Genomic DNA, 20153 nt, shown 5'->3' on the forward strand with positions numbered 1-20153 from the left:
CTGTGCGAGGAGAACCGCGCTACAGGGTCTTCTTGGGGCACTGCGTGCCCCGGATGGAGGCGTAGGTGCCGCCGATCCGGTACGTGCCGGCAGCCGGCACGTTGAGCCGCGTCCACTCGCCGTCAGGCATAAGGCATCCGTGACGGTTGTCGTCCGTCCCCTCGATCCCCAGCACCGGCGACCACGGGATGCGCAGCAGCACCGAGCCCGCGGAGGGCATCGAGACGGTCAGCTCGGCCGGCCCGGCCTCCTCGACGGTGGCCGGCGGGTCGGCCAGCGGGTCGACGGCGCCCGAGACCTTGAAGATCTGCCAGTTCGCGTCGCGCCACACCGGCACCAGCCACTCCGGCGCGGAGCGCACCAGCTTCGCCTCGGCCACGGCCGCGCCGTCCGGCTCGTCGTTCGGCAGCACCACGTAGTAGACGCTCCAGTGCTGCAGCCACTCCCGGTAGGTGTCGGGGCTCAGCGTGCCGTCGTAGAAGAGGGGGTTGCGCTCGACGTCGGCCTGCCGGTTCCAGCCGCGGGCCAGGTTCACGTACGGGGACAGGCCTGACGCCTCCCAGTGCGAGCGCAGCGGGACCACCTCGACGCGGCCCTTGTCCGCCCGCACCTTCTGCAGCTCGGCGATCAGCGGCGGCGCGTGCCGGACGATGGAGGTGACCGCGGAGGTGTTGACCTGGTCCACGATCGGCTTGGTGATCTGCCAGCCCGCCACGCCCGCGAAGGCCAGCCACAGCGCCAGCAGCCGCTTTCCGGTCCAGCTGCTGTCGCGGGCCACCAGCAGCAGCACCGTGCCGCCGAAGAGCAGCGCGAGGCGTTCCACGTTGCTGCCGATGGGCGAGGGGATCACCCAGGTCATCGCGACGCCGATCGCGTACACCCAGGACCCGGTGCGCATCACGCGCCAGGTCTTCGGCACCACCAGGGCGGTCACCACCGAGACGGCGAAGGGGATGATCGCGAAGTACCAGGCGAAGGGCTGCACCCCGTAGAAGGGGAAGAGCAGCGACGTGGCGCCGACCACAAGCGGCGGCACCGCGGTCAGGACGTAGCTGTCGGCCCTGCGGCCGGTCAGGAACAGCGCGGCGGCGACCACGAGCATGAACAGGCCCGCCACCGGGCTGCACATGGTGGCGAGCGCGGTCATCACGGCCGCCGTGGCCAGCCGGGGCGAGCGGCCGCGCAGATTCGTCGGGGCCTCGGGGAAGAGCACCAGGGCGGCGACCAGCGCGAAGAGCATGCCGAGCGCGAAGGTGACCCGGCCGGAAACGACGTCACACCAAAGAGCGAACGTCGTCCACAGCACCGGCACCATCGGACGGCGGACGCCGCCCCGTATCAGCAGTGCCGCACCGACCGTCGCGGACAGCGTGCCCGCGATCACCGCGGTGGTCCGCACCCCGAGCGCGGCCATGATGTACGGCGACAGGATGCTGTAGGAGGCGGGGTGCATCCCGCCGTACCAGGACAGGTTGTACGAGGCCGAGGGATGCGCCCGTATGAAGTCGGTCCACGCGTACTGCGCGGCCATGTCCCCGGAGTCCTTGGCCAGGAACAATGCCCACAGCAGGTGGAGCACCGCGGCCAGTACGGTGGCCACGACGACCGGGTTGCGTACATTCACCCGTCGCAGCAAGGCCCTCGGTTTCCTGGGTACGGAAACACGCGCAGGCTGCCAGGTCGTCACAAGGCCTCTTCCGGTGGCGGTGCGGTGCGGATGTCCCGGCCGGCTGACACCCGGCGGGGGTTGAACTCCCACCCATGACCGGCTCGGATCAGAGTTCGAACACAGAGTTTGGACGCTAGCACGGCTCCCGTGGTTGCTCGCGCGCAGGCGTTCGCCCGGATTCCTGCTTTGCGTCCCCGGGGCACTGTACGGGTCGTAACGTGGTATCGGCATCGCAGTTTCCGCGCCGGCCGGATGTGACCACCCGCCGGGGCGGGACGTCCGGCTGCCGGGGGAAGGAGCCCAACGAACCATGGACCGCCGTAATCCCGCGGGTCTCTCCGGCCGGATACCGCTCGCGGTGATCGTCGTGGATGACGCGGGAATGGTGTCGCACTGGAGTACGGGCGCGCGGAGGCTGTTCGGCCGCTCCCGGCAGGACGCGGTCGGGCAGCCCGCCGTCGATCTGCTGCCCGTGGTCGGCGCCCTGGAGGGCGCGGCAGGGCAGGACGCGGGCTCACCCGACGGGCGCGGCGTGGCATATCCGTCGGAGGAGGACTACGGCCCGGGCCTGGAGGCGTCGCTGGCCGGCGGCGGCTCGTATCCCACCGCGGGCCGTGCCCGGCTCTTCGAGCCGCAGCAGGACGCCGCGGCCGAGACGCCGGGCGGGGCCGCCGACGGCCGCCAGGAGGGCGCCGGCGACGCCCTGGACGTCCTGTGGTGGGCCTACCCGCTGGTCGGCCCGGGATCCGAGCGGCTGCTCGTGCTGGCCGCCGACGCGGGCCGGCTGCAGCCCGGCGGACCGCACGCGGCGGCCGAGCGGATCGCACCCGGCTTCGCACTGCACACCGAGTTCGCCGGCGCCGACGGCCTCGCCAAGCAGCTCCCGGAGATCCTGCCCAGCATGAATCCGCTGGAGAGCGCGCGGATCGTGGCGCAGGTGCTCGACCTGGGCTACCCCGTGCTGGAGATCAGCCGGCACGACCGCGTCCCGGTCACCCCCGACTGGGGTGTGCCGCGCAGGGCCGAGCGGCAGGCCAGGCGGCGGGCCGCCGAGCAGGCCGCGGCCCTCGACCCGGAGTCGGTGCCTGCCGAGGAACTGGCGCCCGACCTGGAGTACGCCGCGGTGCGCGAGCACCTGGAGTTCCTCAACGAGGTCAGCGGCCGTATCGGGACCTCCCTCGACCTGGCCCGCACCATCGAGGAGGTCAGCGCGGCAGTGGTGCCGCGCTTCACCGACGTCGCGGGCACCTACCTGCGCGAGCAGGTCCTCGCGGGCGAGGGCTTCCCCGACGGGCCGCCCGACGTCACCACCATGTGGTACCGCGTCGCCGTCGAGCACACCGACGAGCCCGGGCGCTGGGACGACGTCGTACCGGTCGGCGAGTCGATGCCCTTTCCCGCCCAGACCCCGTTCTTCCAGTGCATGACCACCGGCGAGCCGGTCATGGTGCCGCGGATCAGCGAGCAGATGGGCAATGCCATCGCCGCGCAGTTCCCCAAGCGCGACATCAGCCCGCTGATCAACAACCGCTCGATGCTGGTGGTGCCGCTCAAGGCCCGCAACGTGGTGCTGGGCTTCATGATCCTGCTGCGGCACCGAGAGCGCCCGGCGTTCAACGACATGGACCGCGTGACCGGCGCCGAGCTGGCCGCCCGCGCCGGGCTCGTGCTCGACAACGCGCGGATGTACACGTATCAGGAGAATGTCGCCGACACCCTCCAGGACAGCATGCTGCCGCACATCGCGCCGCGGTTGCCCGGCTGCGACGTGGCGACCCGCTATCTGCCGGGCACCCGGCTCGGCCGGGTCGGCGGCGACTGGTTCGACACCATCAAACTGCCCGGCTCGCGGCTCGCCCTGGTCGTCGGCGACGTCATGGGACACGGGTTGAACTCGGCGGCGATGATGGGGCAGTTCCGCACCGCCGTGCAGACCATGGCGCAGCTGGGCCTCCCGCCGGCGCAATTGCTGCGGAATCTGGACGACCTGGCGCAGCGGCTCGGCGAGCAGTATCTGGCCACCTGCCTCTACGCCGTCTACGACCCGGTCGAGTCCGAGGTGCTGATAGCCAACGCCGGGCACATACCGCCGGTCCTGGTGCGGGCCGCCGACGGCCGCAGCGAACTGCTCGACGTGCCGACCGGGGCGCCGCTCGGCGTCGGCGGGGTGCCCTTCGAGACGGTCAGGGTCCCGGTCGCGCCCGGCGACCGGCTGGTGCTGTGCACCGACGGCCTGGTCGAGGTCCGCGGCCAGGACATCGGCGCGGGCCTCGCCGCGCTGTGCGAGAGCGCCGCGCACCCGGCCGCGTCCATGGACGACGCCTGCGACACGATCATCCGCGCCCTCAACCCGCGCGGCGGCCGCAAGGACGACGTGGCCCTGCTGATGGCCCGGCTCAACGGCATACCGCGCCAGGACGTCGCGGCCTGGGAGCTGGCCGCGGATCCCGCGGAGGTGGGCAGGGCCAGGTCCCTGGTCCGCGACACCCTGCGGGCGTGGGAACTGACCGAGGTCGCCGAGACCGCGGAGCTGCTGGTCGGCGAGGTCGTCACCAACGCCGTACGGCACGCGCACGACCGGCCTGTGGGCCTGCGCCTGGTGCGCGCGGACGCGCTGCTGGTGGAGGTCTCCGACGACGACCACGGGGTGCCGGTGCTGCTCAGCGCCGGCCCCGAGGACGAGGGCGGGCGCGGCATGCGGATCGTGAGCCGGCTGGCCAGGGAATGGGGCACGAGCCGTTCGGCGCAGGGCAAGACGGTGTGGTTCGAGCAGGCCCTGCCGGTGCGCCGCAGGCGCTGACGCCGGCGCCCGCCGGCCTGCCCGGCGGCCTCCGGCCTTCCGTACGATCACGACGTGGGGAGTGGTGAGTACGTGTGAACGTCTCCAGCGGGTACGCGCATGCGTGGGAGAGCTTCTGGGAGGACGCGCCGCACGAGCCGGGAGGCGTCCTGTGGGACGCGGAACCGGCGCTGACGGCGCAGCGGCACCTGGCGTACTTCGAGAAGTACTTCGACCCCGGGCTGCCCGTGGTGGACCTGGGCTGCGGCAACGGTACCCAGACCCGCTTCCTGGCCGGCCGCTACCCGCGCGTCGTCGGGATCGACCTGGCGCACGCGGCCATCGACCGGGCCAGGCGGGACGACCCGCGCGGGCTGGCCGGCTACCAGCAGCTGGACGCCGTCGACACCGACGCGGTCCGCGCGCTGCACGAGGAGTTGGGCGACGCCAACATCTACATGCGCGGGGTGCTGCACCAGAGCGAGACCGCCGACCGCAGCCGCCTGGTGGACGGCATCGCCACCCTCACCGGGCAGCGCGGCCGGGCCTTCGCCGTGGAGCTGGCCGAGGCCGCCAAGGGCGTGCTCATGGCCCTGGCCCAGGGTCCCGCGGGGCCGTCACCGAAGGTCGGCGCGATCTTCGCGCACGGCATCGCGCCCGGCGAGGTCCGCGACTCGGCGGTGCCCGGCTACTTCACCTCGGCGGGCCTCGACGTGCTCGCCGAGGGCGACGAGCCGCTGCAGACCACCGACTTCCGGCCGGACGGAGCACGGATAGAGGTCCCCTCACGCTGGCTGGTGGCGGGGCTGGCCGCGTAATGTGATCTCGCATGCGGAAGATCCTCATCTCGGCCGACATGGAGGGCGCCACCGGTGTGACCTGGCCGGCCGACGTGCTGCCCGGCACCGAGCAGTGGCAGCGCTGCCGTCACATGTTCACCTCGGACGTCAACGCCGCCGTCGCCGGCTTCCTGGACGGCGGCGCCGACCAGGTGCTCATCAACGAGGCGCACTGGACGATGCGCAACCTGCTGCTGGAGCAGCTGGACGAGCGCGCCCAGATGCTCACCGGGCGGCACAAGGAACTGTCCATGGTCGAGGGCGTCCAGCACGGCGACGTCGACGGCATCGCCTTCGTCGGCTACCACACGGGCGCCGGCACCGAGGGCGTCCTCGCCCACACCTACCTCGCCAACTCCCTCACCGGAGTGTGGGTCAACGGCGAGCCCGCGAGCGAGGGCCGGCTCAACGCACTGGTCGTCGCTGAATACGGCGTCCCCGTCGTCCTGGTGACCGGCGACGACCGCACCGGGGTCGACGCCCGCGGCTACGCGCCGCAGGCCCGCACGGTCGCCGTCAAGGACTACGTGTCCCGCTACGCCGCCGTGTGCCGCCCGCCCGCCAGGACCGCCGCCGACATCCGCGCCGCGGCCCAGCAGGCCGCCGCCCTCGCCGTACGGCACGAGCCGGTGCAGGCAGGGCCGTTCACCGTCGAGGTGGAGTTCGACGCCTGGCACCTGGTCGGCGCCGCCACCGTGGTCCCCGGGGTGGAGCAGACGGGCGAGCGGCGGGTGGCGTATACGCTGCCGACGATGTACGCGGCCCTGCGTGCCTTCAAGGCCGTGACGACGCTCGTTTCCCAGGCGGTGGAGGAGCAGTATGGCTGAGCGGGCCGCGGCGGCACAGGGCGAAGCGGTGGTCGACGACATCGCGCTCGACGAGGTGGTGCGCTTCACCTCCGACCTGATCAGGATCGACACCACCAACCACGGCGGCGGCGACGGCAACGAACGGGCCGCGGCGGAGTATGTCGCCGAGCGCCTCGCCGAGGTCGGGATCGAACCGGCCGTCCTGGAGAAGGCACCGGGCCGCACCAACGTGGTGGCCAGAATCCCCGGCACCGACCCGTCCGCCGACGCGCTGCTCGTGCACGGCCACCTCGACGTGGTGCCCGCGCAGGCCGACGACTGGAGCGTGCACCCCTTCTCCGGCGAGATCCGCGACGGCGTCGTCTGGGGCCGCGGCGCCATCGACATGAAGAACATGGACGCGATGGTGCTCGCCTGCGTCCGCGCCTGGGCACGTGCGGGCAAGCGTCCCCCGCGGGACATTGTGCTGGCTTTCACCGCCGACGAGGAGGACAGCGCCGCATATGGCGCCGGCTTCCTGGCCGCCGAGCACGCCGACCTCTTCGCCGGCTGCACCGAGGGCGTCAGCGAGTCGGGCGCCTACACCGTCCACACCGACAACGGGCTGCGGCTCTACCCGGTGGCGGCCGGCGAGCGCGGCACCGCCTGGCTGGATCTGACCGCGCAGGGCAGGGCGGGCCACGGCTCCAAGGTCAACCGCGAGAACGCCGTCGTCCACCTCGCCGCCGCCGTCGCCAGGATCGGCGAGCACCAGTGGCCGGTCCGCCTCACCGCCACCGTCAGGGCGGCCCTGACCGAACTCGCCGCGCTCTACGGCGTCCCCGCCGACCTCGACGACGTCGACGCGCTGCTCGACCGGCTCGGCACCTCTGCGGCCTTCGTGCGGCCCACCGTCCGCAACAGCGCCAACCCGACGATGCTGCAGGCCGGCTACAAGGTCAACGTCATCCCCGGCACCGCCAGCGCACGCGTCGACGGGCGCGTACTGCCCGGCGGCGAGGACGAGTTCACCGCCACCATGGACCGGCTCACCGGGCCGCACGTGCGGTGGGACTACCACCACCGCGAGGTGCCGCTCCAAGCCCCCGTCGACTCGGCGTCCTTCGCCGCGATGCGCGAGGCCATCGAGCACTTCGACCCGGGGTCGCACGTGGTGCCGTTCTGCATGTCGGGCGGCACCGACGCCAAGCAGTTCTCCCGGCTCGGCATCACCGGCTACGGCTTCTCTCCGCTGCGCCTGCCGCCGGGATTCGACTACCAGGCGCTCTTCCACGGCGTGGACGAGCACGTCCCCGTCGACGCCCTGCACTTCGGCGTCCGCGTGCTGGACCGTTTCCTGCGCGCAACCGCCGGGGAGGAGACCGCATGACCGCCACCGCGCAGCAGGACACCGGATACGGCAGCTGGGCCTCACCGATCGACGCCGCCACCGCCGCGGCCCACGACGGCAGCCCCGACAGCATCGGCATCGTCGGCGACGACGTGTGGTGGACCGCGCCCCGCCCCGCCGAGGGCGGCCGCCGCGCGCTGATCAGGCGCCGCCCCGACGGCACCGAGGAATGCCCGCTGCCCGCGCCCTGGAACGTCCGCAACCGGGTCATGGAGTACGGCGGCACCCCCTGGGGCGGCGCGCTCGTCGACGGCTCCCCACTGATCGTCTTCACGCACCACCTCGACCAGCGGCTCTACGCCTTCCGCCCCGACCGCCCGCAGGACCCGCCGTATCCGCTCACCCCGGTCTCCGCCGTCGGCGGCGGGCTGCGGTGGGCAGATCCGTCCATCCGGGCGGAGCGCGGCGAAGTGTGGGCCGTGCTGGAGGAATTCACCGGCGAGGGACCCGGCGACCTGCGCCGCCTCCACGCCGCCGTCCCGCTCGACGGCAGTGCCGCCGACGACCGCGCGGCCGTACGCGAGCTCGCCCCCGTCACCCACCGCTTCGTCACCGGGCTGCGGCTGTCGCCCGACGCGCGGCAGGCCGTCTGGCTGGCCTGGGACCACCCGCGGATGCCCTGGGACGGCACGGAACTGCGCTGCGCCGACGTCACCGCCGACGGCACCCTCGGCCCTGCCCGCACCCTCGTCGGCGGCCCCGAGGAGTCCGTCAGCCAGGCCGACTGGGCCGCCGACGGCACCCTGCTCGCCGCCACCGACCGCACCGGCTGGTGGAATCTCCACCGCGTCGACCCGGCGACCGGCGAGGCCGTCGACCTGTGCCCGCGCGAGGAGGAGTTCGCCGGGCCGCTGTGGAAGCTCGGGCAGCGCTGGTTCGCACCCCTCGACCACGGCCTGATCGCCGTCCTGCACGGCGTGGGCGCCGCCAGGCTCGCGCTGCTCGACCCCGCCACCGGCCGGCTCACCGACGCCCCCGGGCACTGGACCGAGTGGGGCGGCACCCTGGCCGCCGCCGGCAGCCGGGTCATCGGCCTCGCCGCGAGCGCCCGCAGCTCGCACGAGATCGTCGAACTCGACGCCGCCACCGGCCGCACCCGCGTCATCGGCAACCCCCACCACGACACCGTCGATCCGGCGTACATTCCCGAGGCGAAAGCCCGCGTCTTCACCGGCCCTGGCGGACGCGACGTCCATGCCAACATCTACGCCCCGCGCCACCCCGAGCACACCGCCGGCGGCCCCGCCCCCTACGTCATCTGGGTGCACGGCGGCCCCACCAGCCGCACCTCCATGGTCCTCGACCTGGAGATCGCCTACTTCACCTCGCGCGGCATCGGCGTCGCCGAGGTCAACTACGGCGGCTCCACCGGCTACGGCCGGGCCTACCGCAACCGGCTGCGCGAGCAGTGGGGCATCGTCGACGTCGAGGACAGCGTCGCCGTCGCCGAGGGCCTGGTCGCGGAAGGCGCCGCCGACCCCGAGCGGCTGGCCATCCGCGGCGGCAGCGCCGGCGGCTGGACCACCGCCGCCGCGCTCACCACCACCTCGACCTTCGCCTGCGGCGCGATCAGCTACCCGATCCTCGACCTGGCCGGCTGGTCCCCGGCCGGCGGCGAGACCCACGACTTCGAGTCCTGGTACCTGGAGTCCCTCATCGGCCCGCACACCGAGGTCCCCGAGCGCTACCACGACCGCTCCCCGGTCCATCACGCCGACCGCGTCACCGTCCCCTTCCTGCTGATGCAGGGCCTGGACGACGTGATCTGCCCGCCTGTGCAGTGCGAGCGCTTCCTCGCCGCACTGTCCGGCCGCGCCCTCCCGCACGCCTACCTCGCCTTCCCCGGCGAGAGCCACGGCTTCCGCCGCCTCGACACCCTGGTGACCTGCCTGGAGTCCGAACTCTCCCTCTACGCCCAGGTCTTCGCCTTCACCCCGCCCGGGGTGCCCGTCCTCGACCTGACCCCGTGAGGCGACCCTCGGGCGGTGCCCGGTGACGGCTTCCGTACCCGGGGCCGGACTCGTCCGGCCCCGGCGGCTGGTCGCGGGGGACCGGGTCGGGGTCGTGGCGCCCGCGGGACCGGTGCCGCAGGGGATGCTGGAGGCCGGGCTCGCCGTGCTGCGGGAGTGGGGGCTCGAACCCGTCGTCGCCCCGCACGTCCTCGACGAGCACCCGTCCGGCTACCTCGCGGGAGCCGACCAGACCAGGGCGGACGACCTGCGGGACGCCTGGTGCGACCCGGAGACGGCCGCCGTGGTCTGCGCCCGCGGCGGCTACGGCACGCAGCGCATGGCCGACCTGCTGGACTGGGACGCCATGCGGCGGGCCGAACCGAAGGCCTTCCTCGGCTTCAGCGACATCACCGTGCTGCACGAGGCGTTCGCCACCCGCCTGGGCCTTGCCACCCTGCACGGTCCGATGCCCGGCACGCCCGCCTTCCTCGTCGACCACGCCGGCCGCGACCACCTGCGCCGCACCCTCTTCGCCCCTGAGGAGGTCCAGGTCCTGCACGCACGGGCCGCCCGCGCGCTCGTGCCCGGCAGGGCCGCGGGCGTCACGCTGGGCGGCTGCCTCAGCCTGCTCGCGTCCGACATCGGTACGCCGTCGGGCCGTCCTTCGGCCGCGGGCGGCATCCTGCTGCTGGAGGACACCGGCGAGGAGGCGTACCGCCTGGACCGCTTCCTCACCCAGCTCCTGCGCAGCGGCTGGCTCGACGGGGTCGCCGGGATCGCGCTCGGCTCCTGGGAGGACTGCGGACCCGACGACGAGGTGCGTGCCCTGCTGCTCGACCGGCTCGGGCCGCTCGGGGTGCCGATCCTGGAGAACCTCGGCTTCGGGCACTGCCTGCCCGCCCTGACCCTGCCGCTCGGGGTGCCCGCCGTCCTCGACGCCGACGCCGGCACGCTGACCGCCCAGGTGCCCGCCTTGCGCTGACCCGCACCGACCTCCGACGAGGCCGAAATCCGACGGGCCGAAAGGGGCCACCCCCCCCGTGCGCCGGAAGGCGCGGGCTCACCCCGCTAGAGCCTCCCCGGCGAGGGAGCGGCCGCGGGCAGGACGACCTCGAAACGGCACCCGCCCGGCACATTGCGCACCGCGGCCCGCCCGTGGTGCGCCTCCACGATCCCGCGGACGATCGCGAGCCCCAGCCCCGCCCCCGCCGGCGGCGTCCGCGCCCCGCTGCCCCGCCACCCCGTGTCGAAGACACGGGGGAGATCCGCGGCCGGAATCCCCCCGCACCCGTCCGTGACGGACACCACGACCGCCCCCGACGCGGTGTCCCGCAGCGCGGACACCGCGACCGTGCCGTCCTCGGGCGTCCGGTGAATCGCGTTGGTCAGCAGATTCGCCAGCACCCGCGTCATCTCCCGCCCGTCGACCTCGACCGGTATCCGCTCGACCCGCTCGCCGACCAGCCGCACCCGATGCTCCGCGGCCAGCGGACCGGCCCCGGCTATCGCGTCGCCGACCAGGTCGTACACGGACATGCGTGACGGGCTGAGCGCCAGCACCCCCGCCTGGATGCGGGACAGTTCGAAAAGGTCGCCGACCATCCCGCTGAGCCGGTCCACCTCCGCGCGGATCTGCCGGTGGTAGCGGCCTGGGTCCTCCGCTATCCCGTCCTCCAGCGCCTCGGTCATGGCCCGCAGCCCGGCCAGCGGGGTGCGCAGGTCGTGCGAGATCCAGGCGACCAGCTCGCGCCGGGACGCCTCGAGTGCGCGCTCCCGCTCCCTCGACGCCTCCAGCTTGGCACTCGTGGCGGCCAACTCCCGGCCCAGCTCGGCCAGCTCCGCGGTGGGCGCGCCGGCGGGCGCGGCGAAGGCGTCGCCGTCACCGAAGGCACGGGTCGCCGCGGTCAGCGCCCGGCTGCCCGCGACCACCGTGCGGCCCAGCAGCAGCGCCACCACGAGGGAGACGGCCGCCGCTATCGCGCACACCGTGGTGACCACCCCGAGATCGTGCTCCGACAGGAACATCGCCCAGGCCACGGACAGCGTCCCCGCCAGCATCGCGCACACCGCGACGACCACGACCACGGCGAGGGACAGCGCGACCGAGCGACTGCGCAGCAGCCGCAGGGCGGCGGCGCCGAGCAGTCCCACGACGGCCGCGCCCACCGCGGCATACGCGGCGATGACCACCAGATCACCCATCGGTGCCACCCCCGTCCGCGGCTACGCCCGTGGTCTCGCCGGCGTCCGCGTCCGCGCCCGGCTCCGGGTCGAAGCGGTAACCGACGCCCCACACCGTACTGATCAGCCTCGGCCTTGCCGGGTCGTCCTCGACCTTCTCGCGCAGCCGTCGCACATGCACCGTCACCGTTGACAGGTCGCCGAACTCCCAGCCCCACACCCTCCGCATCAGCTCCTCGCGGCCGAGCACCCGCCCCGGGTGCCGCAGGAAGAAGGCCAGAAGGTCGAACTCGCGGATCGTCAGCTGCAGCTCCACCCCGTCCCGCAGCGCCCTGCGGGCGGCCGGGTCGAGGGCGAGGGTGCCCGAGCGCAGCCACGGCCCGCGCGCGGGCAGCGCGCTGGCGCGGCGCAGTACCGACTCGACCCGCAGCACCAGCTCGCGCGGCGAGAACGGCTTGGTCACATAGTCGTCCGCACCGACCTCCAGGCCGAGGATGCGGTCGTCCTCGTCACCCCTGGCGGTGAGCATCACCACCGGCACCGGCCCGTCCTGCCGTATCGCACGGCACACCTCGAGCCCGTCCATGCCCGGCAGCATCAGGTCGAGCACGACCAGATCCGGCCGTGCCGCGGCCGCGCGCGCGACCGCGGCCGGGCCGTCGGCAGCCCGGTCCACGGCGAAGCCGGCCCGGTCGAGATAGCTCGCGACGACCTCGGCGACGGTCGGGTCGTCGTCCACGACGAGGACCCGACGGCGCGGCGGCGGTACGGAAACGGATGCGGTGCCCATGCGAAGGAGTCTGGCACCCGCCACTGACAGTGACCACGGACCGGCGGCCCGGAGCGGCCGACGTCCGTGTTTCGTAAGGTTCCTCCGCGCTCCTGTACGCACCGCTACGCCGGCTCCTCACCCCGGGCGGGGGCAGGGTCAGGGAGCTGCCGCACCCGCCCACGTGCGGTCGAGGAAGTCCGCGATGAGCGGGGCGATTCGCCGACCTGCTCCTCAAGCGCGAAGCGCCCGGTTGGGAACAGGTGCTGTGCCGCGTCGGGCACGCCTCGGGTGAAGCCCCGGGCACCTCGCTGTGCCCGAAGCCGGGGTGGTCGGTCGCGACGACCCGGTAGCGGCCGCCCAGCGCGTCGATTCGCCGGCGCCCGCACCGGCCAGGCGCCCGTCGCTGAGGATTGGCCCCAGCCGTGTGCGGCCTCCCCGCTGCGGGACGGTCGTCCTCGCCCATCTGCCGTACGTCCTCCCGTCGGGCGGCGGGGTACTTGGCCACTTCCGTGGGCATATGCGCGCGGAGACCCGCAGCCGGACGGCGTATGCCACTTCGCCCAGTTGCTGCTGGTGCTGCCAGGCCATGCGGCGGGGCCGGTCGCCTCTGCGCCGAGCCCTGCCGTCTCGGCATGCGGTGTCGCCCCCGGCCGCGCACGAAGCGGCGCCGTGGCGACCGCCGGCGTGCCCGCTGCCGGTGTCGCCGTCCTGCCACGGGTACGCACCGCTGGTGGTGGCGCTGGTCGCGCTCCGACGGGTACGGGGGTTGCCGCTCGCCGGACTTGCCCTCCGCGCGGACCAGGGGGCGGGCGTCCACGGCGCGCCCTCCGGGCGTTCGCCGACGGGGCGGCCGCGACAGGTGTGATCCGCGGTACCGAGCCCGCAGCGGCCTGCGTAATTGCCGTGGTAGCACCGTTGACACCCCGTGGCGGCCGTGTCGTACTGACGGGATCGAACTCGATGTCGTGATGCGGCCTCGGGCCTTCCAAGCCCGGGCTCCTGGGGGATTGCGGTGGCGAGGATGGTAGGGATGCTCTATCCGACGACTGACGAGATAACTGCGGGTGCTCGTTCATTGACATCGAGTTACCCGGGGATCTGCCGGCTGGGGAGGGTGGGCAGGTCACGGGCGGGTCGCCCGCTGCTGATGCTGACCGTGGGCGAAGGCAGCCGCAATGTGCTGGTGGTCGCGGGTCCGCACGCCAACGAGGCCGCCGTGGGCGGTGCGACGGCGCTGCGGCTGGCCCGCGGCATCGCGGAACAGCGGGCGCAGGGCGAGGGCGACGGGAGCAGCTGGCACTTCCTGCTCTGCATCGACCCGGATGGCGCCGCTCTCAACGAACCCTGGCTGTCCGGCCCCTACACCCTGCGTGACCACTACGAGCACTTCTTCCGGCCCTGCACGGCCGAGCAGCCCGAGTGGCTGCCGCCCGAAGGCGACGGACGATGCCCCGCGCTGCCGGAGACCCGCGCCCTGGTCGGCGTCCTGGACGAACTGCGCCCGGTGCTCCAGTGCTCGCTGCACAGCATCGACGTCGGCGGCAGCTTCGTCCAGCTCACCAGCGACGTGCCGGGGGTGCCCGAACGCATCGGCAAGTCGGCCGCGGAACTGGACATCCCGCTGGAGAGCGGCTCGTCCGACGCCTTCCAGTGGCCGAGCCCAGGCCCCGGCGTCTACGTGATGCCGCCCTGCGGCGACCCGGCGGCCGGCGACGGGGCGCACTCCACCTGGGTGCACGCCAAGCGCTACGACGGGGTGACCGCGGTCGTCGAAGTCCCGATGTGGGCCTGCGACCGCAGCGCGGACACCACGCCCCACCCCGACGCCGACCGGGCGCTGCGCACCGCGGGCGCCGCCCTGCGCCGCGACCTGCCCGTCGTGGCGCGGCTGCTGGACGCGGTACGCCCGCAGCTCAGGGGAGCGGACGGCGCCCTGCTGCGCACCGTGCGCGAGCTGGTCGGGCTCGGCCCCGCGCTCACCGCGGACTGGGACCCCGCAGTCCGCGCACCCGGTGCGGCGCCGCTGCCCGACATGACGACCGCCCTGGTGAACAGCATCGAGGTCTACGCGCAGCGCATCCCGCTGCGCGCCGCCGCGATGCTCCGGCAGGTCGCGGACGTGCCACTGGTCTCCCGGCTCGTCGACAGGTGGTGCGAGGCCTACGAGTGCGCCTACCGCCCGCGCTGGGTGCCGGTCGCCGACCAGGTCGAGCAGCAGGCCCGCAGCGTGCTGGCCGTCTACGAGGAACTGCAGGCCTGACCCCCGCAGCCGCCGCCGTCACCCGTACGGAGCATCACGTACCGGCATGCGTCGCCCTCCCCCGGGATCATGAACGGCACGGGGACCGGCAGCCGACAGCTGGAGGGCGCGATGACTTCCGAGAAAGCAGCCGGGCGCGGCATGCGCGAGCGGATGACGCCGGGCAGGATCGTCGTCCTGGTGCTCGGCGTCCTCGCGCTGATCTTCATCTTCGAGAACACCAGGGACGTCCGCATCCGGCTGCTGATCCCCGAGGTCACCATGCCGCTGTGGCTGGCACTGCTGATGACCTTCGTCGTCGGCTGGCTGTGCGGACGCTTCCTGCGCCGTTCCCGGCGGCGGTAGGACGCGGCTCAGGCCTGGGGATCCGCCAGGGATTTGCCCAGGCACATGCTGAGCTCCTGGTCGCGGTAGTAGCCGAACTTCTTCACCGGTACATAGCCGCACGACTCGTACAGGGCTATCGCCTCCGGCTGGCGCGACCCCGTCTCCAGGACCATGCGGGTCCGGCCGGCCGCCGCCGCACTGGCCTCCAGCTCCGCCAGGATCGCCCGGGCCAGTCCCCGCCCGCGCGCCTCCTTCACCACGAACATCCGCTTGATCTCGGCGTCGCCGTCCTCGTGCCCCCCGGGCGAGGCGTCCTGCGCCCGCCAGCCGCCGCTGGCGACCGGCTGTTCGTCGGCGTCGTAGGCCACCAGATACAGCCCGTTCGGCGGGTCGAAGTTGTCCGCGGCCATCGGCGTCGCGTCCCCGTCGCCGTAACGCTCGACGTACTCCCGCTGCACCAGGTCGTTCAGCCGCACCGCGGCGGGCTCGTTGTAACGCGTCCTTCTGATCTCCACGCCGCCATCCTACGTGGTCAGCGCCCCCGTCTATCGCACACCTGTGCGATACGACTTTCTGCTGTCGCGCCGCTGCGGGTATCGTCCGCGAGGTGCTGACCGTGACCAGTGTGAACGTGAACGGGCTGCGGGCCGCCGGGCGGAAGGGCTTCCTGCCCTGGCTGGCGGCGACCGCGGCCGACGTGGTGTGCCTGCAGGAAGTCCGGGCGGAGCCCGACCAGCTCCCCGACGAGCTGCGCGACCCCGAGGGCTGGCACGCCTACCACGCCCCCGCGGCCACCAAGGGCCGGGCCGGCGTCTCCATCTACTCCAGGACCGCGCCCACCGCGGTGCGCGTCGGCTTCGGCTCGGCAGAGTACGACGCCTCCGGCCGCTACATCGAGGTCGACCTGCCGGGCGACGGCACCGCCGCCGGGCTCACCGTCGGCAGCCTCTACCTGCCCACCGGCGAGGCGGAGACCGAGCGCCAGACAGCGAAGTACCGCTTCATGGCCGAATTCCGCGCCCACCTCGACGCCCTGCACGAACGCGCTGCCAGTACCGGCGGCCATGCCCTCGTCTGCGGGGACTGGAACATCGCGCACCAGGAGGCGGACCTGCGCAACTGGCGCGGCAACCGCAAGTCCTCCGGTTTCCTGCCCGAGGAGCGTGCCTGGCTCACCGACCTCCTCGACCCCGCGGCCGGCTGGACCGACGTCGTCCGCAGCCTGCACCCGGGAGTCGAAGGCCCGTACTCGTGGTGGTCCTTCCGTGGCAAGGCCTTCGACAACGACACGGGCTGGCGTATCGACTACCACATGGCCACGCCGAAGCTCGGTGCCGCGGCCACCACCGCCATGGTGGAACGCGCCGCCACCTATGCCGAGCGCTGGTCCGACCACGCCCCGGTCACGGTGACCTACACCGTCTGACGCCGTAAAACGGGATACGGCAGGCGCCCGCCGCCTGGCATTGTGACGCCGTGACCCGACCAGAAGTAACCGTCAAGATCCCCGCGGAACTGCACCTGTTCGTCCCCGCCGGCCGCCGTGCCGCGACGACGACGCTGACCACGGACGGCTCCTCCTCCCTCGGCCACGTCGTGGAGTCGCTGGGCATCCCGCTGACCGAGGTCGGTGGTCTGGCCGTCGACGGCCGCGAGGTGGCCGCCGGGCACGTGCCCGTCTCCGGCGAGGTCGTGGAGGTCCGTGCGGTGACCCGCCCGCAGGCGGTGCCCGGCGCACCCTTGCGCTTCCTGCTCGACGTGCACCTCGGCACCCTCGCGCGGCGACTGCGCCTCCTGGGCGTCGACGCCGCCTACGAGAGCGAGGACATCGGCGACCCGGCACTCGCCGCGCTCTCCGCGAAGGAGCGCCGCGTCCTGCTCTCCCGCGACCGCGGCCTGCTGCACCGCCGGGAGCTGTGGGCGGGCGCCTACGTCTACAGCGACCGCCCCGAGGAGCAGCTGCAGGACGTGCTGAGCCGGTTCGAGCCGCCGCTGGCCCCCTGGACCCGCTGCGTGGCCTGCAACAGCCCGCTCAGGGAGGCGGACAAGGAGTCCGTCACCGACCGGCTCGCCGACGGCACGCGCAAGACCTACGACGTCTTCGCCGAGTGCACCTCCTGCGGCCGCGTCTACTGGCGCGGCGCCCACCACACCCGTCTCGCCGCGGTGGTGGAGCAGGCTCTGCGCGACTACGGGGAGCGCCGCTCGCACCACGGGTGACCCCGGCCCCTGCCGCGCCCTGCTGCGCCCTCCCGCCGTCTCACCGACAAGAGTTTTGGCCTGGACAAAAAAAGTTTTCGGTGAGACGGTGGAGCCATGTTGGACGTGAGCGTGATCGAGGACGCCGAGGCAGCCGCCGTGTCGCTCGACCCGATACGGGCCAGGCTGCTCGCCGAACTGGCCGCGGGGCCGGCTTCGGCGGCGATGCTGGCCGGGCGGGTGGGCCTGCCCCGGCAGAAGGTCAACTACCACCTCAAGGCACTGGAGAAGCACGGCCTGGTCGAGCTGGCAGGCGAGCGCAGGAAGGGCAATGTCACCGAGCGGCTGATGCGCGCCACCGCGGCGTCGTACGTCATCTCGCCGGCGGCGCTGCCCGCCGTGCAGCCCGACCCGGCCCGCTTCCGCGACCAGCTGTCCGCCCGCTGGCTGCTGGCGCTCGCCGCCCGGCTGGTCAGGGACACCGGCGCGCTGATCACCGGCGCCGACCGGGCGGGGCAGCGGATCGCCACCTACGCGCTGGACGGCGAGGTGCGCTTCGCCTCCGCCGCGCACCGGGCCGCCTTCGTCGAGGAACTGACCCGCGGTGTCGGCGCGCTGATCACCAAGTACCACGACGAGGATGCGTCCGGCGGACGGCCGCACCGGGTCGTCGTCGCCCTGCACCCCACGGTGAAGCAGGCGACCGCCGCGGCGGCGGAGGACCGCCCGGAACTGTCCGCCACGCACACCGCACAGACCGAGGAAATCGAGGAGCAGTCATCATGAGGAAGCTGATCGTCAGCGAGTTCCTGACCGCGGACGGCGTCATGGAGGCGCCCGACCAGTGGCACGGGCCGTACTTCGACGACGACATGGCCCGCACCGTCAGCGCGCAGATGGCGGCCACCGACGCGCTGCTGCTCGGCCGCGTCACCTTAGGGATTCGCCGCCGCCTGGCCGGGGATGGTCGGCGAGCCCGGCGCCGAACACATGAACGGCGTCGCCAAATACGTCGTCTCCCGCACTCTCGACAAGGCCGAGTGGAACAACTCCACCATCATCGGCGCCGACCCCGTCGACGCCATCACCCGGCTCAAGCAGCAGGACGGCGGGGACATCACCGTCGCGGGCAGTGCCACCCTCGTGCACTGGCTGCTCGGCCAGGGCCTGGTGGACGAGATCGACCTGCTCATCGACCCGGTCGTGGTCGGCCGCGGCAAGCGGCTCTTCCAGGACGGCCTGTCGAACACCGCCCTGACCGTCGTGAGCTCCGAGATGTTCGACTCAGGCGTGCACCACGTCGTGTACGCGCCGCAGCAGGCCTGAACCCGGGAGAAGTGACGCATATGTCCAAGCCGTTCGAGATCGCCCGCGAGTTCGAGGTCGAGTCGACACCCGAGGAGGTCTTCGCCGCCATCACCACCGGCTCCGCCGGCTGGCTGTGGCCCTCCGAGTACGAACCCGAGGTGGGCGGCGCCGCGCCCTTCGGCGCGACCATCACCGCGTGGAACCCGCCGCACCGGCTGACCGCACGCGCCGAGATGCCGGAGGGCGTGCACGGGCAGACCCTCAACCAGCTCGACCACCTCATCGAGCCCCGCGAGGGCGGCGGTTCGTGGGTGCGCTACGTGCACAGCGGGATCTTCGTCGACGACTGGGACAACCAGTACGACGGCGCCAACCGGCACACCGACTTCTACCTGCACACCCTCGGCCAGTACCTGAAGCACTTCAGCGGCCGTCCCGCCGCCTACGCCTCGGTGGACGGGCCGGCCGCCGCGGGCACCCCCGACGCCCTCGAGCGGTCCTGGCAGGCGCTCGGCCTGCCCGCCGACGCGGCCCAGGGCACGGCGGTCGACGTCGAACTGCCCGGCGCCGGAAAGGTCCCCGCCGTGGTCGACTACCGCGACCGGTACTTCTTCGGCCTGCGCACCGGCGACGCAATGTACCGGTTCTTCGGTCGCAACCACTGGGGCGCGACGGTCGGCGTGGCCGTCCACGACTTCGCTCGGGGCGCGGACGGTGACCGTCTCGGCGCCGACTGGACGGCCTGGCTCGGCCGGGTCTACGGCTGAAGGACCGGCGCCACCCCCGGACTGCCTGCGACCCCGACCGTGCCAGGACCCGTAGATTGGCAGCGACAGTTGGGAGCACGCATGTCAGGCCAGACCTCGCAGCCGCCTTCCCAGGGCACCCTGGGAAGGCTCCGTATCTGCCGTCCCCGTCCCGCGCGAAGGCGCCCGTCCCGCGCACCGCGTACCGCGGGCTGACGCCATGGCGACGTACATTCTCGTGCCGGGCGCCGACGGTTCCGCCTGGTACTGGCACCTGGTCGTCCCCGAGCTTCGCGAGCGCGGCCACACGGTGGTCACCGTCGACCTGCCGAGCGACGACTCGGCCGGGCTCGACGCTTTCGCGGACGCGATCGTCGACGCCGTGCGCAGTGCGGCACTCGAGCTCGACGCCCCCGTCGTCCTGGTCGCCCAGTCGCTCGGCGGCTTCTCCGCACCCCTGGTCTGCGAGCGCCTCCCGGTCAACCGCATCGTCCTGGTCAACGCGATGGTGCCGCGCCCCGGCGAGACCGCGGGCGAGTGGTGGGACAACACCGGTCAGGCCGCGGCCAGATCCGCGTACGCGGAAGCGACGGGCCGCGGCGCGGACGCCGAGTTCGACGTGCTGACGGACTTCTTCCACGACGTGCCGCCCGCGGTGACCGAAGCGGCGATGGCGGCCCCGCAAGCCGGGCCGCCGGCCGCAGTCTTCACCCAGCCCTGGCCGCTCGCGGCCTGGCCCGACCTGCCCACCCGCTTCCTCCAGGGCCGCGACGACCGCTTCTTCCCGCTGGAATTCCAGCGGGAAGTGGTGCGCGAACGGCTCGGCATCGACGTCGAGGTGCTGCCCGGCGGCCATCTGCCGGCCCTGAGCCGGCCGCGCGAACTCGCCGCGGAACTACTCAAGGAGGCGTGACGCCGGCGC

18 protein-coding genes are annotated in these 20153 nt (G+C 73.2%); 14 read left to right on the forward strand and 4 right to left on the reverse strand.

What is annotated here, in order from left to right:
* Nucleotides 1-19: 19 nt before the first annotated feature.
* Complete coding sequence (locus NFU81_RS25650) at nucleotides 20-1624, reverse strand: MFS transporter (RefSeq protein WP_251494140.1); 1605 nt, start codon at nucleotides 1622-1624, stop codon at nucleotides 20-22.
* Nucleotides 1625-1979: 355 nt separating this feature from the next.
* Here NFU81_RS25650 and NFU81_RS25655 point away from each other — a divergent pair, with 355 nt between their 5' ends.
* The 6 genes from NFU81_RS25655 (at nucleotide 1980) to NFU81_RS25680 (ending at nucleotide 10420) form a co-directional block, all read left to right on the forward strand.
* The gene (locus tag NFU81_RS25655) at nucleotides 1980-4469 is read left to right on the forward strand and encodes a SpoIIE family protein phosphatase (RefSeq protein ID WP_251494142.1); all 2490 of its coding nucleotides are present in this window, start codon (nucleotides 1980-1982) and stop codon (nucleotides 4467-4469) included.
* Nucleotides 4470-4543: 74 nt separating this feature from the next.
* Nucleotides 4544-5266: a class I SAM-dependent methyltransferase gene (locus tag NFU81_RS25660; protein ID WP_251494145.1), complete on the forward strand. Its 723-nt coding sequence runs from the start codon at nucleotides 4544-4546 to the stop codon at nucleotides 5264-5266.
* Nucleotides 5267-5277: 11 nt separating this feature from the next.
* The gene (locus tag NFU81_RS25665) at nucleotides 5278-6114 is read left to right on the forward strand and encodes a M55 family metallopeptidase (protein WP_251494148.1); all 837 of its coding nucleotides are present in this window, start codon (nucleotides 5278-5280) and stop codon (nucleotides 6112-6114) included.
* Nucleotides 6107-7465, forward strand: a complete 1359-nt coding sequence (locus tag NFU81_RS25670; protein ID WP_251494150.1) for a M20/M25/M40 family metallo-hydrolase — start codon at nucleotides 6107-6109, stop codon at nucleotides 7463-7465. Before NFU81_RS25665 ends, NFU81_RS25670 begins: the two co-directional genes overlap by 8 nt.
* Complete coding sequence (locus NFU81_RS25675; RefSeq protein WP_251494152.1) at nucleotides 7462-9456, forward strand: prolyl oligopeptidase family serine peptidase; 1995 nt, start codon at nucleotides 7462-7464, stop codon at nucleotides 9454-9456. The genes NFU81_RS25670 and NFU81_RS25675 overlap by 4 nt, the downstream gene beginning before the upstream one ends.
* Nucleotides 9457-9478: 22 nt before the next feature.
* Nucleotides 9479-10420: a S66 peptidase family protein gene (locus NFU81_RS25680; RefSeq protein ID WP_251494154.1), complete on the forward strand. Its 942-nt coding sequence runs from the start codon at nucleotides 9479-9481 to the stop codon at nucleotides 10418-10420.
* A gap of 86 nt (nucleotides 10421-10506) precedes the next feature.
* On the opposite strand, the gene NFU81_RS25685 is transcribed toward NFU81_RS25680, so the two are convergent.
* The gene (locus NFU81_RS25685; RefSeq protein ID WP_251494155.1) at nucleotides 10507-11640 is read right to left on the reverse strand and encodes a sensor histidine kinase; all 1134 of its coding nucleotides are present in this window, start codon (nucleotides 11638-11640) and stop codon (nucleotides 10507-10509) included.
* Nucleotides 11633-12409, reverse strand: a complete 777-nt coding sequence (locus NFU81_RS25690; RefSeq protein WP_251494157.1) for a response regulator transcription factor — start codon at nucleotides 12407-12409, stop codon at nucleotides 11633-11635. Before NFU81_RS25690 ends, NFU81_RS25685 begins: the two co-directional genes overlap by 8 nt.
* A 1012-nt stretch (nucleotides 12410-13421) precedes the next feature.
* On the opposite strand from NFU81_RS25690, the gene NFU81_RS25695 reads away from it, so the two are divergent.
* Complete coding sequence (locus NFU81_RS25695) at nucleotides 13422-14651, forward strand: M14 family zinc carboxypeptidase (protein WP_308208324.1); 1230 nt, start codon at nucleotides 13422-13424, stop codon at nucleotides 14649-14651.
* A gap of 111 nt (nucleotides 14652-14762) precedes the next feature.
* On the forward strand, nucleotides 14763-14996 hold the full coding sequence (locus NFU81_RS25700; RefSeq protein WP_251494160.1) for a LapA family protein: 234 nt from the start codon (nucleotides 14763-14765) through the stop codon (nucleotides 14994-14996).
* Between the two features lie 8 nt (nucleotides 14997-15004).
* On the opposite strand, the gene NFU81_RS25705 is transcribed toward NFU81_RS25700, so the two are convergent.
* Nucleotides 15005-15493, reverse strand: a complete 489-nt coding sequence (locus NFU81_RS25705) for a GNAT family N-acetyltransferase (RefSeq protein WP_251494162.1) — start codon at nucleotides 15491-15493, stop codon at nucleotides 15005-15007.
* 92 nt (nucleotides 15494-15585) lie between these two features.
* Between NFU81_RS25705 and NFU81_RS25710 the strand changes: the two genes are divergently transcribed.
* The 6 genes from NFU81_RS25710 (at nucleotide 15586) to NFU81_RS25735 (ending at nucleotide 20144) form a co-directional block, all read left to right on the forward strand.
* A complete protein-coding gene (locus NFU81_RS25710; RefSeq protein ID WP_251494165.1) occupies nucleotides 15586-16404 on the forward strand; it encodes an exodeoxyribonuclease III in 819 nt (272 codons plus the stop codon).
* A gap of 50 nt (nucleotides 16405-16454) precedes the next feature.
* Nucleotides 16455-17198, forward strand: coding sequence for a Mut7-C RNAse domain-containing protein (locus NFU81_RS25715; protein WP_251494167.1), 744 nt, complete (start codon nucleotides 16455-16457; stop codon nucleotides 17196-17198).
* A 96-nt stretch (nucleotides 17199-17294) separates the two neighbouring features.
* Nucleotides 17295-17963 (forward strand): ArsR/SmtB family transcription factor, encoded by a 669-nt coding sequence (locus tag NFU81_RS25720; RefSeq protein ID WP_251494170.1) that lies wholly within the window; start codon nucleotides 17295-17297, stop codon nucleotides 17961-17963.
* Between the two features lie 177 nt (nucleotides 17964-18140).
* A complete protein-coding gene (locus NFU81_RS25725) occupies nucleotides 18141-18503 on the forward strand; it encodes a dihydrofolate reductase family protein (protein WP_251494173.1) in 363 nt (120 codons plus the stop codon).
* A gap of 20 nt (nucleotides 18504-18523) precedes the next feature.
* The gene (locus NFU81_RS25730) at nucleotides 18524-19252 is read left to right on the forward strand and encodes an SRPBCC family protein (RefSeq protein ID WP_251494176.1); all 729 of its coding nucleotides are present in this window, start codon (nucleotides 18524-18526) and stop codon (nucleotides 19250-19252) included.
* A gap of 199 nt (nucleotides 19253-19451) precedes the next feature.
* Nucleotides 19452-20144, forward strand: coding sequence for an alpha/beta fold hydrolase (locus NFU81_RS25735; RefSeq protein WP_251494179.1), 693 nt, complete (start codon nucleotides 19452-19454; stop codon nucleotides 20142-20144).
* Nucleotides 20145-20153 lie beyond the last annotated feature (9 nt).

It is taken from the genome of Actinacidiphila cocklensis, assembly GCF_907177275.1.
GTDB classification, from domain to species: Bacteria; Actinomycetota; Actinomycetes; order Streptomycetales; family Streptomycetaceae; genus Actinacidiphila; species Actinacidiphila cocklensis.

Bases quoted from the DNA above. Each gene is read 5' to 3' on its own strand.
- NFU81_RS25655 (WP_251494142.1), top strand. From the start codon at position 1,980: ATGGACCGCCGTAATCCCGCGGGTCTCTCCGGCCGGATACCGCTCGCG.
- NFU81_RS25665 (WP_251494148.1), top strand. From the start codon at position 5,278: ATGCGGAAGATCCTCATCTCGGCCGACATGGAGGGCGCCACCGGTGTG.
- NFU81_RS25670 (WP_251494150.1), top strand. From the start codon at position 6,107: ATGGCTGAGCGGGCCGCGGCGGCACAGGGCGAAGCGGTGGTCGACGAC.
- NFU81_RS25675 (WP_251494152.1), top strand. From the start codon at position 7,462: ATGACCGCCACCGCGCAGCAGGACACCGGATACGGCAGCTGGGCCTCA.
- NFU81_RS25685 (WP_251494155.1), bottom strand. From the start codon at position 11,640: ATGGGTGATCTGGTGGTCATCGCCGCGTATGCCGCGGTGGGCGCGGCC.
- NFU81_RS25690 (WP_251494157.1), bottom strand. From the start codon at position 12,409: ATGGGCACCGCATCCGTTTCCGTACCGCCGCCGCGCCGTCGGGTCCTC.
- NFU81_RS25695 (WP_308208324.1), top strand. From the start codon at position 13,422: ATGCTCTATCCGACGACTGACGAGATAACTGCGGGTGCTCGTTCATTG.
- NFU81_RS25700 (WP_251494160.1), top strand. From the start codon at position 14,763: ATGACTTCCGAGAAAGCAGCCGGGCGCGGCATGCGCGAGCGGATGACG.
- NFU81_RS25720 (WP_251494170.1), top strand. From the start codon at position 17,295: ATGTTGGACGTGAGCGTGATCGAGGACGCCGAGGCAGCCGCCGTGTCG.
- NFU81_RS25725 (WP_251494173.1), top strand. From the start codon at position 18,141: ATGGTCGGCGAGCCCGGCGCCGAACACATGAACGGCGTCGCCAAATAC.
- NFU81_RS25730 (WP_251494176.1), top strand. From the start codon at position 18,524: ATGTCCAAGCCGTTCGAGATCGCCCGCGAGTTCGAGGTCGAGTCGACA.
- NFU81_RS25735 (WP_251494179.1), top strand. From the start codon at position 19,452: ATGGCGACGTACATTCTCGTGCCGGGCGCCGACGGTTCCGCCTGGTAC.